Genomic DNA, 14,587 nt, shown 5'->3' on the forward strand with positions numbered 1-14,587 from the left:
CTCCCACCACGCAGGAAGGCACGCATGACTGCGCCCGAACCGCTGCCCGACCCGCTGGACGTCGCCGCCCTGGACGCGGCGGTGGACGCCGCGCTGGCCGACGTCGCCGCAGCGACCCGGCTCGACGAGCTGAAGACCGTCCGTACCCGGCACACCGGCGACAAGAGCCCGCTGGCCCTGGCGAACCGTGCCATCGGCGGCCTGCCCGGCCCCGACAAGGCCGCCGCGGGCAAGAACGTCGGCCCCCGGCGCGGACGGATCAACCAGGCGCTGGCCGCCCGCCAGACCGAGCTCGAGGCCGAGCGGGACGCCCGCGTGCTGGTCGAGGAGACCGTGGACGTCACTCTCCCGACGCACCGGGCCCCGGTCGGTGCCCGGCACCCGATCGAGCTCGTCCAGGAGCGCGCCGCCGACTTCTTCGTCGGGATGGGGTGGGAGATCGCGGACGGTCCCGAGGTCGAGGCCGAGTGGTTCAACTTCGACGCCCTCAACTTCGGGCCCGACCACCCGGCCCGGCAGATGCAGGACACCTTCTACGTCGCGGGCACCGACGGACCGGGCACCGACGGCACGGACGCCGGCGAGGATCCGTCCGCGGCGCCGAACCTGGTGCTGCGCACGCACACCTCGCCGGTGCAGGCGCGCTCCCTGCTGGCGCGCGGCGTGCCGCTCTACATCGCCTGCCCGGGCAAGGTGTTCCGCACCGACGCCCTGGACGCCACACACACCCCGGTGTTCCACCAGGTCGAGGGTCTCGCCGTCGACAAGGGACTGACGATGGCCAACCTCGTCGGCACGCTGGACGCCTTCGCCCGGGCGATGTTCGGGCCGGAGGCCAAGACCCGCCTGCGGCCGAGCTTCTTCCCGTTCACCGAACCCAGCGCCGAGATGGACCTGTGGTTCCCGCAGAAGAAGGGTGGGGCCGGCTGGATCGAGTGGGGCGGCTGCGGCATGGTGCACCCCAACGTGCTGCGGGCCGCCGGCGTCGACCCCGAGGAGTACTCCGGGTTCGCGTTCGGCATGGGGATCGAGCGCACGCTGATGCTCCGCCACTCGATCGCTGACATGCACGACATCGTGGAGGGCGACGTGCGCTTCTCCACGCAGTTCGGGACGGAGATCTGATGCCCCGCATCGTTGCTGACTGGCTCGCCGACCACGTCGAGCTGCCGGCGGACCTGAGCGCCGAGCAGCTCGCCGCCGACCTCGTCCGGGTCGGCCTGGAGGAGGAGGAGATCCACCCCGCCGCGGTCACCGGGCCGCTCGTGGTGGGTCGCGTCCTCGAGCTGACGCCCGAGGAGCAGAAGAACGGCAAGACGATCAACTGGTGCCTGGTCGACGTCGGCGGCGAGCACAACGCGGCGCAGATCGCGGGCGTCGACGACGCCGACGTGCCCGCCGGGGGAGCGCGGGGCGTCGTGTGCGGCGCGCACAACTTCGGCGTCGGGGACCTGGTGGTGGTCTCGCTGCCCGGCACGGTGCTGCCGGGCGGGTTCGCGATCGCCTCGCGCAAGACCTACGGGCACGTCTCGGACGGCATGATCTGCTCGACCAAGGAGCTCGGTCTGGGCGAGGACCACGCCGGCATCCTGGTGCTGACGGAGGCCGGCTTCGACGCCGCGGACCTCACCCCCGGCCAGGACGCGGTCGCGCTGCTCGGCCTCGGGGACGAGGTGCTCGAGATCAACGTCACCCCGGACCGCGGCTACGCGTTCAGCTACCGGGGCGTGGCGCGCGAGTACGCCCACTCCACGGGTGCCGCGTTCACCGACCGCGGCCGGCCGGACGCGCTGCCGACGGCACCGCCGGCCGCCACGGACGACGGCTTCGCCGTCGAGGTCGACGACGCCGCCCCGATCGACGGGCAGGTCGGCTGCGACCGGTTCGTCACGCGCGTCGTGCGCGGCATCGACCCGGCCGCGCCCACCCCGCCCTGGATGAAGCGCCGGCTCGAGGGCTCGGGCATGCGGTCGATCTCCCTGGCGGTGGACGTCACGAACTACGTGATGCTCGACCTCGGCCAGCCGCTGCACGCCTACGACCTGGCGCAGGTCGCCGCACCGATCGTGGTCCGCCGGGCCACGCCGGGGGAGCGGCTGACCACGCTCGACGACGTCGACCGCGCCCTGCACGCCGAGGACCTGCTCATCACCGACTCGCCCGACGGCGCCCGGGGAGCACGCGTGCTGGGCCTGGCCGGCGTCATGGGCGGGGCCTCCTCGGAGGTGTCCGACGCGACGACCGACGTCCTCGTCGAGGCCGCGCACTTCGACCAGGTCACCGTCGCCCGCACGGCACGCCGGCACAAGCTGCCCTCCGAGGCGGCCAAGCGCTTCGAGCGCGGCGTCGACCCGCTGCTGGCGCCCGTGGCCGCGCAGCGCGTCGTCGACCTGCTCGTCGAGCTCGGCGGCGGGACCGCGGACCCGGCGGTGAGCGACCTGGACACCACCACGTCGCCCACGCCGATCGAGATGGACGTCGCCCTGCCCGCGCGCACCTCGGGCGTGTCCTACTCGCGGGCGCAGGTCGTGGGCATCCTCGAGCAGATCGGCTGCACGGTGACCGGCGAGGAGACGCTGACCGTCACCCCGCCGACCTGGCGCCCGGACCTCACCGAGCCGGCCGCCCTGGTCGAGGAGGTCGTGCGCATCGCCGGCTACGACCAGATCGCCTCCGAGCTCCCGGCGGCCCCCGGCGGCCGGGGCCTGACGCCCGAGCAGCGTGTGCGACGGTCGGTCGCCCGCGCGCTCGCGGACGCCGGCCTGGTCGAGGTGCTGTCGTACCCGTTCGTCGGCCCGCAGGACCTCGACGCCCTCGGGCTGCCCGCCGACGACCCGCGTCGTCGGGCGCTGCGGCTGGCGAACCCGCTGGCGGACGACCGTCCCCTGATGCGGACCAACCTGCTGGTCAGCCTGCTCGAGACCGCGCGACGCAACGTCTCGCGCGGGATCGACGACGTCGCCGTCTTCGAGGTCGGCCAGGTGACCCGCCCGGCCGTCGACGCCCCGGCGGCCCCGCAGCTGCCGGTGGGCGTGCGGCCCTCGGCGGACCAGCTCGACGCGCTGGCCGCCGCCACGCCGGACCAGCCCCGCCGGGTCGCCGGTGTCCTGGCGGGGAACCGCGCGCCGGCCGGCTGGTGGGGCGAGGGCCGTCCCGTCGACTGGGCCGACGCCGTCGAGGCGGCCCGGACGGTGACCGACCTCGTGGGCGTGGAGGTCGTGGTCGCGAACGACCCCGAGCACATGCCGTGGCACCCCGGGCGGTGCGCCCGGTTCGCCGTCGCCGACGGTGACGGATCGCTGCGGACCGTGGGTCACGCCGGCGAGCTGCACCCCAAGGTCCTGGAGGAGCTCGGCCTGCCGCGTCGCACGGCCGCGTTCGAGCTCGACCTGTCGGCGCTGGTCGCGGCGGCGGACACGGCGCCCCGCACGGCCGCGCCGGTGTCGGCCTTCCCCGCGGCCAAGGAGGACTTCGCCCTCGTCGTCGACGCCGGGGTCCCGGCCGCCGAGGTCGAGGCCGCGGTCGTGGCGGGTGCCGGGGACCTGCTCGAGCGTGTGGAGCTCTTCGACCTCTTCACCGGCGAGCAGGTCGGCGCGGGAAAGAAGTCGCTGGCCTACTCCGTCCGGCTGCGCGCCGCGGACCGGACGCTGACCGCCGACGACGTGCGCGCCGTCCGTGACGGCGTCGTGCGCGCCACCGCCGAGCGCGTCGGGGCGGTCCTCCGTGGCTGAGCCGCACCAGGTCCCCGCGGCGCGGACCGCGCTGGTCACCGGGGCGACGCGCGGCATCGGCCGGGCCGTCGCGCTGGGTCTGGCCGAGGCCGGTCTCGACCTGGCGCTGCTGGCCCGCGACGCCGACCGGCTGGCCGAGGTCGCCGGGCTCGTCCGGGCCGCGGGCCGGACGGCGGTCGTCCTGCCGTGCGACGTGACGGACCCGCGGGCCGTCTCCGCCGCGGTGGGCCGTGCCGGGGACGAGCTCGGCCCGATCGACCTGCTGGTCAACAACGCCGGGCGCATCGACGCCGAGGTCCCCGTGTGGGAGGCGGACGCGGAGGAGTGGTGGTCGGTCATGGCCACCAACCTGCGCGGCCCGTTCCTCCTCGTGCGGAACGTCGTGCCGGCGATGCTCGCCCGCGGGGGCGGCCGGGTGATCGACCTCAACAGCGGGGCGGGTTCGCACGACATGACCTACTCCAGCGCCTACAACCTGTCCAAGACCGCGCTGATGCGCCTCGGCCAGCAGCTGCACGCCACGGGCCACGACCAGGGGCTGCGGACGCTCGAGCTCGCGCCGGGCGTGGTGGCCACGGACATGACCGCCGGGATGCGGACCCACGAGGGGCGCACGGAGTGGACGCCCGTGGAGCGCACCGTGGACGTCGCGGTCGCCTTCGCCCGCGGCGAGCTCGACGACTGCTCGGGCTGGTTCGTGCGCGTCTCCGACGACACCCCGGAGTCGTTGCGGGCGGTCGCCGCCGAGGCGACGGCCGCCGTGCCGCGCCGGCTGCGGGTGCTGCCGGCCGGCGACGACGACCCGCTGCGTCAGACCCTCACGGAGCGCTGACCGCTCAGCCCTGGGCGTCGCGCCAGGCGACCCAGTCCGCGACGGTGCTGAGGTCGTAGTCCGGGCCGCCGACGCCGATCGTCAGCAGGGTTGCTCCGGCCGCGACCAGGTCGGGACCGGTCGCGTCGGGCGCCCCGTGGACCCCGACGGAGCGCTCGACCAGCCGGGCGGTGTCCCGGCCGACGGCGGCGCCGTGCTCGTCCAGGATCGCCGACTTGCGGCGCAGCGTGTCGACGTCGCCGAAGGAGTGCCACACGTCCGCGTGCTCGGCCACGATCCGCAGGGTCTTCTTCTCCCCGCCGCCACCGATGAGGATCGGGATCTCGCGGGTGGGCGCGGGGTTGCCGACGGCCAGCCGGTGGCGGAGGCGCGGCATCGCCTCGGCCAGGCCGGCGATGCGCGAGCCGGCCGTGCCGAACTCGTAGCCGAACTCCCGGTAGTCCTTCTCGAACCAGCCGGCCCCCATCCCGAGGATCAGCCGACCGCCGGAGACGTGGTCGACCGTGCGGGCCATGTCGGCCAGCAGGTCGGGGTTGCGGTAGCCGTTGCCGGTGACCAGGGCGCCGATCTCGACGCGCTCGGTCTGCTCGGCCCAGGCACCGAGCATGGTCCAGCACTCGAAGTGCTTGCCGTCGGGATCGCCGGACAGGGGGTAGAAGTGGTCCCAGTTGAAGACCACGTCGACGCCCAGGTCCTCGGCGCGCAGCACGGCGTCGCGGATCTGGCCGTAGTCGGCGTGCTGGGGCTGGAGCTGGACGGCGACGCGCACGGGTCGCTCGGGGGTGGTGGAGGTCATGGCCGCCACGCTACGCGCCCCGGCGCCGGGGTTCAGGGGATGAGCAGCACCTTGCCGGTCGTGCGGCGTCCTTCCAGGGCACGGTGCGACTGCGCGGCGTCGGCCAGCGGGTACGTCGCGCCGATCCGCACGTCCAGGTCCTCGGCCACCGCGGCGTCGAACACCTCGGCGGCCCGCCACTCCAGCTCGGACCGGCCGGCCGTGTAGTGCACGAGCGAGGGCCGGGTCAGGTAGACGGATCCGGCCGCGTTGAGGCGTTGCGGGTCGACCGGCGGCACGGGGCCCGAGGCGGCGCCGAACAGCGCCAGCGTGCCGCGGGGGCGCAGCGCGGCGAGGGAGGCGTCGAAGGTCGCCGCTCCGACGCCGTCGTAGACGACGTGCACCCCCTCGCCGTCGGTCAGGCGGCGTACGACGGCGGGCAGCTCGGCGGTCAGGTCCGCCATCGCGGCGTAGTCGACGGTGTGCGCGGCCCCGGCGGCGGACGACAGGGCGGCCTTCTCGGGGGAGGAGACGGTCGTCAGGACGCGACCGCCGCGGGCGACGGCGAGCTGGGTCGCCAGCAGCCCGACACCGCCGGCGCCGGCAGTGAGCAGCACGTCGTGCCCCGGCCCCACCTCGAAGGTGGAGGCGACCAGGTAGTGCGCCGTCATCCCCTGCAGGGGCAGGGCGGCCGCCGTCGTGAGGTCCAGCTCGGCCGGGACGTGCACGGCGCCCGCGGCCGGGACGCGGGCCAGCTCGGCGTACGAGCCGGGTGCGGCGTGCCACGCGACGCGGTCGCCGACGGCGAACCCGACGACGTGGTCGCCGACCGCCTCGACCGTGCCGGCACCCTCGACGCCCACGACGTGCGGGAACTCCATCGGGTAGGCGCCCGACCGCCGGTAGGTGTCGATGAAGTTGACGCCGGCGGCGGCGACCCGCACGAGCAGGTCGTCCGGACCGGGCGTGGGGTCGGGACGTTCGGTGTACTCCAGGACCTCGGGACCACCCGCGGCGCGGGCCACCACTGCGCGCATGGCTCGAGCCTACGACGTCAGGCGGTGCGGGGGACCGGCTCGAGCTCGGCCAGGAGCAGCGAGTCGCCGCCGTCGTGGTCCCAGGTGCGGTGCCGCGTCACGCGCAGGCCCGCGGGCGCGACGGTCCGGGAGAGCGCGGCCGGCGAGGCCGTCCGCGTGTGGAACGTGGGGAAGCCGCGGGATCCCGCCGGGCGGTCCGCGATCCGGAACGTGGCCGTGACCGCGCGCCCGCCGGGGCGCAGCACGCGCGCCCACTCGCGCAGGACGGGCGTCGGGTCCGGCGGGAGGTGCAGTGCCGTGACGCAGGTGACAGGTCGGCGCAGCCGCTGGCCAGGGGGGAGCGCGGCGGCGTCGGCGCGGAGCAGGGTGGCGCGCGGTGCACGGCGCTCACGTCGTCGGTGCGTGCCACGATGGGGCCGTGATCACCGACCCCTCGCCCGGTGCGCCGCCCCTGACGATCCGGACGGCCCGCCCGGACGACTGGCCCGCCCTGTGGCGGATCGTCGAACCGGTCGTGCGCGAGGGGGAGACGTACACCTATCCCACGGACCTGACGAGCGACGAGGCGCGCGACCTGTGGCTCGCCGCGCCACCCGCCCGCACGGTGCTCGCGGAGGCCGGCGGCGTGGTGCTGGGGACGGCCCGCATGGGCCCGAACAAGCCCGGCCACGGCGACCACGTCGGCACCGCGGCGTTCATGGTCGCGCCGGCCGCGCGGGGGCGCGGCGTCGCCCGTGCGCTGGCCGAGCACGTGATCGCCTGGCACCGTGCCGAGGGCTACCGCGGCATCCAGTTCAACGCGGTCGTCGAGACCAACACCGCCGCCGTGCGGTTGTGGCACTCCCTGGGGTGGCGGACGGTGGGGATCGTGCCGGGCGCGTTCCGCAGCCCGGCCCACGGCGACGTGGGGCTGCACGTGATGTTCCGGTCCGTGGACACCTAGCCGAATAAGTTCAGCGCAGGGTGCATAGATATGTATAGTGGCGCCATGGCCAGCACGCACCCCTCGCAGAAGCCGCTGCGCGTCGCCGTCGCCGGTGCCTCCGGGTACGCCGGCGGGGAGTTCCTCCGTCTCGCCGTGCAGCACCCGCACCTCGAGATCGGGACGCTCACCGCGCACTCCAACGCCGGCAGCCGCCTCGGCGCGCTGCAGCCGCACCTGCGCTCGCTGGCGGACCGCGTGCTCGAGCCCACCGCGGCCGAGGCGCTCGCCGGGCACGACGTCGTCGTCCTCGGTCTGCCGCACGGCGCCTCGGGCGAGATCGCGGCCCAGCTGCCCGACGACGTGCTCGTCCTCGACCTCGGGGCGGACCACCGCCTCGCCTCGGCCGCGGACTGGCAGGCCTTCTACGGCTCCGAGCACGCCGGCACCTGGCCCTACGGGCTGCCCGAGCTCGTCCTCGACTCCTCCGACGGCGATACCGGGACCCAGCGGGACCTGCTCGTCGGTGCCCGCCGCATCGCCGTGCCGGGGTGCAACGTCACCGCGGTGACCCTCGGCCTGCAGCCCGGGGTGGCCGCCGGGCTGCTCGACCCGACCGACCTCGTGGCCGTGCTGGCGAACGGGTTCTCGGGGGCCGGCAAGGCGCTCAAGCCGCACCTGCTCGCCGCCGAGGGGCTCGGGGCCGCGTCCCCGTACGCCGTCGCCGGCACGCACCGCCACATCCCCGAGATCACGCAGAACCTGCGCACGGCCGGCGCGTCGGAGGTGTCGATCAGCTTCACCCCGACGCTCGTGCCGATGTCGCGCGGCATCCTGGCCACCGCGACCGCGCGGATCGCCCCCGGGCGGGTCGCGGACGCCGACGCCGTGCGGGCCGTCTGGGAGGCCGCCTACGCCGACGAACCGTTCGTCGAGCTCCTGCCCGCCGGCCAGTGGCCCTCCACCGCGGCCACGCTCGGCAGCAACTCGGCCCTCGTCCAGGTCGCCCTCGACGCCGCTGCCGGCCGCGTCGTCACCGTCACGGCGATCGACAACCTCGTCAAGGGCACCGCCGGGCAGGCGGTGCAGGCGATGAACATCGCGCTCGGCCTGCCCGAGACCGCCGGCCTCGTCACCGAAGGAGTCGCCCCGTGACCGTCACCACCCCCCAGGGTTTCCGCGCCGCCGGCGTCGCCGGCGGGCTGAAGTCCTCCGGCGGGCGCGACGTCGCCCTCGTCGTCAACGACGGTCCGCTGCGCACGGCCGCCGCCGTGCTCACCGGCAACCGGGTGCAGGCCGCGCCCGTGGTGTGGACCCGGCAGGCCGTCTCGGACGGCGCCGCCCGCGCCGTCGTGCTGAACTCCGGCGGTGCCAACGCCTGCACGGGTCCGGAGGGCTTCGCCGACACCCACCGCACCGCCGAGCACGTCGCGGCGGTGCTGTCCGCCGCGGCCACCGCGCCGCAGGACGAGGTCGGGGCCGGGGACGTGCTCGTCTGCTCGACCGGTCTCATCGGCGTCCGGCTGGACATGCCCGCCCTGCTCGGCGGGATCGACTCCGCCGCCGGGTCGCTGGCCGCCGACGGCGGCGCGGACGCCGCGCACGCCATCATGACCACCGACACCGTCGCCAAGACCGCCGTGGCCGAGCGTGACGGCTGGAGCGTCGGCGGCATGGCCAAGGGCGCCGGGATGCTCGCCCCCGCGATGGCCACCATGCTCAGCGTCGTCACGACCGACGCCGTCGTGGACCCGGAGACCGCCCGGGCCGCCCTGCGCGCGGCAACCGGCCGGACCTTCGACCGGGTCGACTCCGACGGGTGCCAGTCCACCAACGACACCGTGATCCTGCTCGCCTCCGGCGCGTCCGGCGTCGAGGTCGACGAGGACGAGCTGACCGCGGCGCTCACGGAGGTGTGCGCCGACCTGTCGCGTCAGCTCGTCGCCGACGCCGAGGGGGCCGGCCACGACGTCGCCGTCACGGTGGTGAACGCGAGCACGGAGGACGCCGCGGTCGCGGTCGCGCGCGCGGTCACCCGCTCCAACCTGTTCAAGACGGCGATCTTCGGCAACGACCCCAACTGGGGCCGGATCGTCGCGGCCGTCGGCACCGTGCCCGAGGACGTCGCCCCGTACGACCCGCTGGCCCTCGACGTCTCCGTCAACGGCGTCCAGGTGTGCCGCGCCCAGGGCGTCGGCGAGCCCCGCGAGCTCGTCGACCTCGCCGCCGACCGCGAGGTCCAGGTCGAGATCGACCTGCACGCCGGTCCGGCGAGCGCCACGGTCTGGACCAACGACCTGACCCACGACTACGTCCACGAGAACAGCGCGTACTCCTCATGAGCGACACGAACCCCGCGACCCCCGACGACGCGTTCACCTTCGACACCCGCACCGACCTGCGCCCCGACCAGAAGGCCGAGGTGCTGATCGAGGCGCTGCCCTGGCTGCAGGAGTTCGCCGGCGCGCTCGTCGTGGTCAAGTACGGCGGCAACGCCATGGTCGACGACGAGCTCAAGGCGGCCTTCGCCCAGGACATGGTCTTCCTGCGCCAGGTCGGCCTGCACCCCGTCGTCGTGCACGGCGGCGGCCCGCAGATCTCCACGATGCTCGACCGCGTCGGCATCCACTCCGAGTTCCGCGGCGGTCTGCGCGTCACGACGCCCGAGGCGATGGACGTCGTGCGCATGGTGCTGACCGGCCAGGTCCAGCGCGACCTCGTCGGCCTGCTCAACGCCCACGCCCCGCGCGCCGTCGGCCTGTCCGGGGAGGACGCCGGCCTGTTCGGCGCGGTGCGCCGGCACGCCATGGTCGACGGGTCCCCGGTCGACGTGGGTCTCGTCGGTGACGTCGTGCGGGTGAACCCCGGTGCCGTGCAGGACCTGCTCGACGCCGGGCGGATCCCGGTGGTGTCCACCGTCGCCCCCGACGTCGACGACCCCACCCAGGTGCTCAACGTCAACGCCGACACCGCGGCCTCGGCGCTCGCGGTCGCGCTGGGCGCGAAGAAGCTCATCGTGCTGACCGACGTCGAGGGTCTGTACACCGACTGGCCGGACCGCGGCTCGCTCGTCGAGGAGATCACCGCCGGCGACCTGCACCAGCTCCTGCCGACGCTGAGCGCCGGCATGGTGCCCAAGATGGAGGCCTGCCTGCGCGCCGTGCAGGGCGGCGTGCCCAAGGCGTCGGTCATCGACGGACGCCAGCCGCACTCGGTGCTGCTGGAGGTCTTCACCACGCGCGGCAACGGCACGATGGTCGTCCCCGACCCGACGGGGGAGGCGGCATGAACGAGATGGCCACCCGTCGCGAGCTGACCACCGCCGAGTGGCAGGACGCCTACACCGGCGCCGTGATGGACACCTTCGGCCCGCCGCAGCGCATCCTCGTGCGCGGCGAGGGCGCCTACGTCTGGGACGCCGAGGGCACGCGCTACCTCGACCTGCTGGCCGGGATCGCCGTCAACTCCCTGGGGCACGCCCACCCCACGCTGACGGCGGCCGTCAGCGCCCAGCTCGGCACGCTCGGGCACGTGTCGAACTTCTTCGGCACGCCCACGCAGATCACGCTCGCCGAGCGGCTGCTGGCGCTCGCCGAGGCGCCGTCGGGGTCGAAGGTGTTCTTCGCCAACTCCGGGACCGAGGCCAACGAGGCCGCATTCAAGATGGCGCGGCGCACGGGCCGCACCCGGATCCTCGCGCTCGAGGGCGGCTTCCACGGCCGGACCGTCGGCGCGCTCGCCCTGACCCACAAGCCCGCCTACCGCGAGCCGTTCGAGCCGCTCCCCGGCGGGGTCGAGCACGTCCCGTTCGGGGACACGGCCGCGCTGGAGGAGGCCTTCTCGCCGGCCGCCGTGGCCGAACGCGGCGAGGTCGCGGCGCTGGTCGTCGAACCCGTCCAGGGCGAGGCCGGGGTGCGCGAGCTGCCCGCCGGCTACCTGGTGCTGGCCCGCCGGCTGACGCACGACGCCGACGCGCTGCTCGTCCTCGACGAGGTGCAGACCGGCGTGGGACGCACCGGGTCGTGGTTCGCCTACCAGCAGCCGGAGATCGGCGGCGGCATCGTGCCCGACGTCGTCACCCTCGCCAAGGGCCTGGGCGGCGGCTTCCCGGTCGGCGCCGTCGTCGCCTACGGCGAGCGTGCGGCGACGCTGCTGGGCCGCGGCCAGCACGGGACGACGTTCGGCGGCAACCCGGTGGCGGCCGCCGCGGCGCTGGCGACGATCGGCGTCATCGAGCGGGACCGGCTGCTGGCCCAGGTGCGTCAGGTCGGCGAGACCCTGCGCCGGGCGATCACCGCCGCGGGCAACCCCCTGGTCGCCGAGGTGCGGGGCCGAGGGCTGCTGCTGGCGGTCCGGCTCACCCGTCCGGTGGCGGCCCAGGTGGCGGCTGCGGCGCTGGAGGCCGGGTTCATCGTCAACCCCGTCGCCCCCGACGCCGTCCGCCTCGCCCCGCCGCTGATCCTCACCACGGACCAGGCCCTGGACGCCGCACGGTTCTTCGCCGAGGTCACCGTGCCCGAGACCCCGAAAGAAGGCTGAGATGCCCCGCCACTTCCTGCGCGACGACGACCTCACGCCCGCCGAGCAGCGCGAGGTGCTCGGTCTGGCGCTCGAGCTGCGGGCCGAGCCGTTCGCGCGCACCCCGCTGGCCGGTCCGCAGAGCGTCGCGCTGCTGTTCGACAAGCCCACGCTGCGCACGCAGGCCTCGTTCTCGGCCGGGATCGCCGAGCTCGGCGGCTTCCCGATGGTGGTCGACGGCAGGCTCGCCCAGGTGGGCGTGCGCGAGTCCGTCGCGGACGTCACGCGCGTGCTGGACCGGCAGGTCTCGGCGATCGTGTGGCGCACCTTCGGCCAGGAGCGCCTCGACGAGATGGCCGCCGTCTCCGCCGTCCCCGTGGTCAACGCGCTGACCGACCAGTTCCACCCGTGCCAGATCCTGGCCGACCTGCTCACCGTCGCCCAGCACCGCGGCGGTCTCGACGCCCTGCCCGGGCAGCGGCTGGCCTACGTCGGCGACGCGGCGAACAACATGGGCGCCTCGTACCTGATCGGCGGCGCGACGGCCGGGTTGCACGTGCTGGTCGGCGGGCCCGAGGGCTACCAGCCGGACGCCGACGTCGTGCGCCGCGCCGAGGAGATCGCGGCCACCACGGGTGGCTCGGTCACGGTGACGACCGACCCGGCCGCGGCGGTCGCCGACGCGGACGTCGTGGTGACCGACACGTGGGTCTCGATGGGCGACGAGGAGTCCGCGGCGCAGCGCGTCCAGGACCTCTCGCCGTACCAGGTGACGCCGGAGCTCATGGACCGCGCGCGGTCCGACGCGATCTTCCTGCACTGCCTGCCGGCCTACCGGGGCAAGGAGGTGGCCGCGGAGGTCATCGACGGGCCGCGGTCGGCCGTGTGGGACGAGGCGGAGAACCGCCGGCACGCCCAGAAGGCCGTCCTGACGTTCCTGCTGGAGCAGCGATGACCACGCCGTCCGGTCACGCCCCCGCCACCAAGGCGGCCCGCCAGGCCCGTATCACCGAGATCCTGCACCGCACCGCGATCCACTCCCAGGCCGAGCTCGCCCGCGAGCTCGCCGCCGAGGGCCTGTCCGTCACGCAGGGCACGCTGTCCCGCGACCTCATCGAGCTGCGGGCCGAGAAGGTGCGCAGCGCCTCCGGCGCCCTCGTCTACGCCGTCCCCGGCGAGGGCGGTGACCGCACCGTGCGCGCCGCCGGCGTGGACGGGTACGACGGCGGCTACCTGGCCGCCCGGCTGGCCCGGCTCTGCGCCGACCTGCTCGTCTCCGCCGAGGCGTCGGGCAACCAGGTGGTGCTGCGCACCCCGCCCGGGGCGGCGAACTACCTCGCCTCGGCCATCGACCACTCCGTCTTCCCCGGGGTCCTCGGCTGCATCGCCGGGGACGACACGATCCTCGTGATCGCCCGGGACCCGGCCGGGGGCGACGATCTCGCCCACCGGTTCCTCGAGCTCACCGCGCCCCAGGACGCCTGAGCCCGCGAAAGCCTGCCAGACTCGACATCGACCGCAACGCAAGGAAGAAGACCCTCATGACTGATCGCGTCGTGCTCGCCTACTCCGGCGGCCTGGACACCTCCGTGGCCATCGGCTGGATCGCCGAGGCCACCGGGGCCGAGGTCGTCGCCGTCGCCGTCGACGTCGGCCAGGGAGGCGAGGACCTCAACGTCATCCGGCAGCGCGCTCTCGACTGCGGCGCCGTCGAGGCCTACGTGGCCGACGCCCGCGACGAGTTCGCCACCGAGTACTGCATGCCGGCCCTGCAGGCCAACGGCCTCTACCTCGACCGGTACCCGCTCGTCTCGGCGATCTCGCGCCCCGTCATCGTCAAGCACATGGTCCGCGCCGCGCGCCAGTTCGGCGCCAAGACCGTCGCGCACGGCTGCACCGGCAAGGGCAACGACCAGGTCCGGTTCGAGGTGGCCACCACCTCGCTCGCCCCGGAGCTGACCTCGATCGCCCCGGTCCGGGACCTCGCGCTGACCCGCGAGAAGGCGATCGACTACGCCGAGAAGCACGACCTGCCGATCGCGACGACGAAGAACAACCCGTTCTCCATCGACCAGAACGTCTGGGGCCGCGCCGTTGAGACGGGCTTCCTCGAGGACATCTGGAACGAGCCCACCAAGGACGTCTACTCCTACACCGACGACCCGACGTTCCCGCCGGTCGCCGACGAGGTCGTCATCACCTTCGAGCAGGGCGTCCCGGTGGCCCTCGACGGCGTCGCGGTCACGCCGCTGCAGGCCATCGAGGAGATGAACCGCCGCGCCGGCGCCCAGGGCGTGGGTCGGATCGACATCGTCGAGGACCGGCTCGTGGGCATCAAGTCGCGCGAGGTGTACGAGGCGCCGGGCGCGATGGCGCTCATCGCCGCCCACCAGGAGCTCGAGAACGTCACGCTCGAGCGGGAGCAGGCGCGCTTCAAGAAGGGCGTCGAGCAGCGCTGGGGCGAGCTCGTCTACGACGGCATGTGGTTCTCGCCGCTGAAGAAGAGCCTCGACACGTTCGTCGCCGACACCCAGAAGTACGTCTCTGGCGACATCCGCCTCGTGCTGCACGGGGGCCGCGCCACGGTCACGGGCCGTCGCTCGGAGGCCTCGCTGTACGACTTCAACCTCGCGACCTACGACGAGGGCGACGCCTTCGACCAGTCGCACGCCAAGGGGTTCATCGAGATCTACGGCCTGGCCGCCAAGCAGGCCGCCGCCCGTGACGAGCGGTTCGGCAACGGCCCGGACTTCGGCGTGGGGACCCTCTGAC

At 74.5% G+C, this 14,587-nt stretch carries 14 protein-coding genes; 11 read left to right on the forward strand and 3 right to left on the reverse strand.

Annotated features, from left to right (window positions below; all coding sequences use genetic code 11):
* Positions 1–24: 24 nt before the first annotated feature.
* The 3 genes from pheS to PO879_RS06945 are packed head-to-tail and all read left to right on the forward strand — an operon-like array spanning position 25 to position 4,563.
* On the forward strand, positions 25–1,125 hold the full coding sequence (gene pheS / locus PO879_RS06935; RefSeq protein WP_278237184.1) for a phenylalanine--tRNA ligase subunit alpha: 1,101 nt from the start codon (positions 25–27) through the stop codon (positions 1,123–1,125).
* Positions 1,125–3,731 (forward strand): phenylalanine--tRNA ligase subunit beta, encoded by a 2,607-nt coding sequence (gene pheT / locus PO879_RS06940; protein ID WP_278237185.1) that lies wholly within the window; start codon positions 1,125–1,127, stop codon positions 3,729–3,731. Before pheS ends, pheT begins: the two co-directional genes overlap by 1 nt.
* Positions 3,724–4,563 carry an SDR family oxidoreductase gene (locus tag PO879_RS06945; protein WP_278237186.1) on the forward strand — a complete coding sequence of 280 codons (840 nt, stop codon included), beginning with the start codon at positions 3,724–3,726 and terminating at the stop codon, positions 4,561–4,563. Before pheT ends, PO879_RS06945 begins: the two co-directional genes overlap by 8 nt.
* Before the next feature lie 4 nt (positions 4,564–4,567).
* Here the strand turns inward: PO879_RS06945 and PO879_RS06950 are convergent, their stop codons facing one another.
* The 3 genes from PO879_RS06950 to PO879_RS06960 are packed head-to-tail and all read right to left on the reverse strand — an operon-like array spanning position 4,568 to position 6,740.
* On the reverse strand, positions 4,568–5,359 hold the full coding sequence (locus PO879_RS06950; RefSeq protein ID WP_278237187.1) for an LLM class F420-dependent oxidoreductase: 792 nt from the start codon (positions 5,357–5,359) through the stop codon (positions 4,568–4,570).
* A gap of 32 nt (positions 5,360–5,391) precedes the next feature.
* Positions 5,392–6,375: a quinone oxidoreductase gene (locus PO879_RS06955; protein ID WP_278237188.1), complete on the reverse strand. Its 984-nt coding sequence runs from the start codon at positions 6,373–6,375 to the stop codon at positions 5,392–5,394.
* 17 nt (positions 6,376–6,392) lie between these two features.
* Complete coding sequence (locus PO879_RS06960) at positions 6,393–6,740, reverse strand: methyltransferase domain-containing protein (protein ID WP_278237476.1); 348 nt, start codon at positions 6,738–6,740, stop codon at positions 6,393–6,395.
* A 53-nt stretch (positions 6,741–6,793) separates the two neighbouring features.
* Between PO879_RS06960 and PO879_RS06965 the strand changes: the two genes are divergently transcribed.
* Genes PO879_RS06965 through PO879_RS07000 form a run of 8 tightly spaced genes read left to right on the forward strand, consistent with a single transcriptional unit; the run spans position 6,794 to position 14,586 of the window.
* The gene (locus PO879_RS06965) at positions 6,794–7,318 is read left to right on the forward strand and encodes a GNAT family N-acetyltransferase (RefSeq protein WP_278237189.1); all 525 of its coding nucleotides are present in this window, start codon (positions 6,794–6,796) and stop codon (positions 7,316–7,318) included.
* Positions 7,319–7,363: 45 nt separating this feature from the next.
* Complete coding sequence (gene argC / locus PO879_RS06970) at positions 7,364–8,452, forward strand: N-acetyl-gamma-glutamyl-phosphate reductase (protein ID WP_278237190.1); 1,089 nt, start codon at positions 7,364–7,366, stop codon at positions 8,450–8,452.
* A complete protein-coding gene (gene argJ, locus PO879_RS06975; protein ID WP_278237191.1) occupies positions 8,449–9,639 on the forward strand; it encodes a bifunctional glutamate N-acetyltransferase/amino-acid acetyltransferase ArgJ in 1,191 nt (396 codons plus the stop codon). The genes argC and argJ overlap by 4 nt, the downstream gene beginning before the upstream one ends.
* Positions 9,636–10,586, forward strand: a complete 951-nt coding sequence (gene argB, locus PO879_RS06980; RefSeq protein WP_278237192.1) for an acetylglutamate kinase — start codon at positions 9,636–9,638, stop codon at positions 10,584–10,586. The genes argJ and argB overlap by 4 nt, the downstream gene beginning before the upstream one ends.
* A 5-nt stretch (positions 10,587–10,591) precedes the next feature.
* A complete protein-coding gene (locus tag PO879_RS06985; protein ID WP_278237477.1) occupies positions 10,592–11,836 on the forward strand; it encodes an acetylornithine transaminase in 1,245 nt (414 codons plus the stop codon).
* Position 11,837: 1 nt separating this feature from the next.
* Complete coding sequence (gene argF, locus PO879_RS06990) at positions 11,838–12,770, forward strand: ornithine carbamoyltransferase (RefSeq protein ID WP_278237193.1); 933 nt, start codon at positions 11,838–11,840, stop codon at positions 12,768–12,770.
* Positions 12,767–13,300, forward strand: coding sequence for an arginine repressor (locus PO879_RS06995; RefSeq protein WP_278237194.1), 534 nt, complete (start codon positions 12,767–12,769; stop codon positions 13,298–13,300). Before argF ends, PO879_RS06995 begins: the two co-directional genes overlap by 4 nt.
* Before the next feature lie 56 nt (positions 13,301–13,356).
* Entirely contained in the window at positions 13,357–14,586 is a 1,230-nt protein-coding gene (locus PO879_RS07000; RefSeq protein WP_278237195.1) for an argininosuccinate synthase, read from the forward strand.
* Position 14,587 lies beyond the last annotated feature (1 nt).

It is taken from the genome of Isoptericola sp. AK164 (genome assembly GCF_029643425.1).
Lineage (GTDB): Bacteria > Actinomycetota > Actinomycetes > Actinomycetales > Cellulomonadaceae > Isoptericola > Isoptericola haloaureus.

Coding starts and splice junctions, on each gene's coding strand:
- PO879_RS06985 (WP_278237477.1), top strand. CDS start 10,592: ATGGCCACCCGTCGCGAGCTGACCACCGCCGAGTGGCAGGACGCCTAC.
- PO879_RS06955 (WP_278237188.1), bottom strand. CDS start 6,375: ATGCGCGCAGTGGTGGCCCGCGCCGCGGGTGGTCCCGAGGTCCTGGAG.
- PO879_RS06995 (WP_278237194.1), top strand. CDS start 12,767: ATGACCACGCCGTCCGGTCACGCCCCCGCCACCAAGGCGGCCCGCCAG.
- pheT (WP_278237185.1), top strand. CDS start 1,125: ATGCCCCGCATCGTTGCTGACTGGCTCGCCGACCACGTCGAGCTGCCG.
- PO879_RS06950 (WP_278237187.1), bottom strand. CDS start 5,359: ATGACCTCCACCACCCCCGAGCGACCCGTGCGCGTCGCCGTCCAGCTC.
- argC (WP_278237190.1), top strand. CDS start 7,364: ATGGCCAGCACGCACCCCTCGCAGAAGCCGCTGCGCGTCGCCGTCGCC.
- pheS (WP_278237184.1), top strand. CDS start 25: ATGACTGCGCCCGAACCGCTGCCCGACCCGCTGGACGTCGCCGCCCTG.
- argB (WP_278237192.1), top strand. CDS start 9,636: ATGAGCGACACGAACCCCGCGACCCCCGACGACGCGTTCACCTTCGAC.
- argF (WP_278237193.1), top strand. CDS start 11,838: ATGCCCCGCCACTTCCTGCGCGACGACGACCTCACGCCCGCCGAGCAG.
- PO879_RS07000 (WP_278237195.1), top strand. CDS start 13,357: ATGACTGATCGCGTCGTGCTCGCCTACTCCGGCGGCCTGGACACCTCC.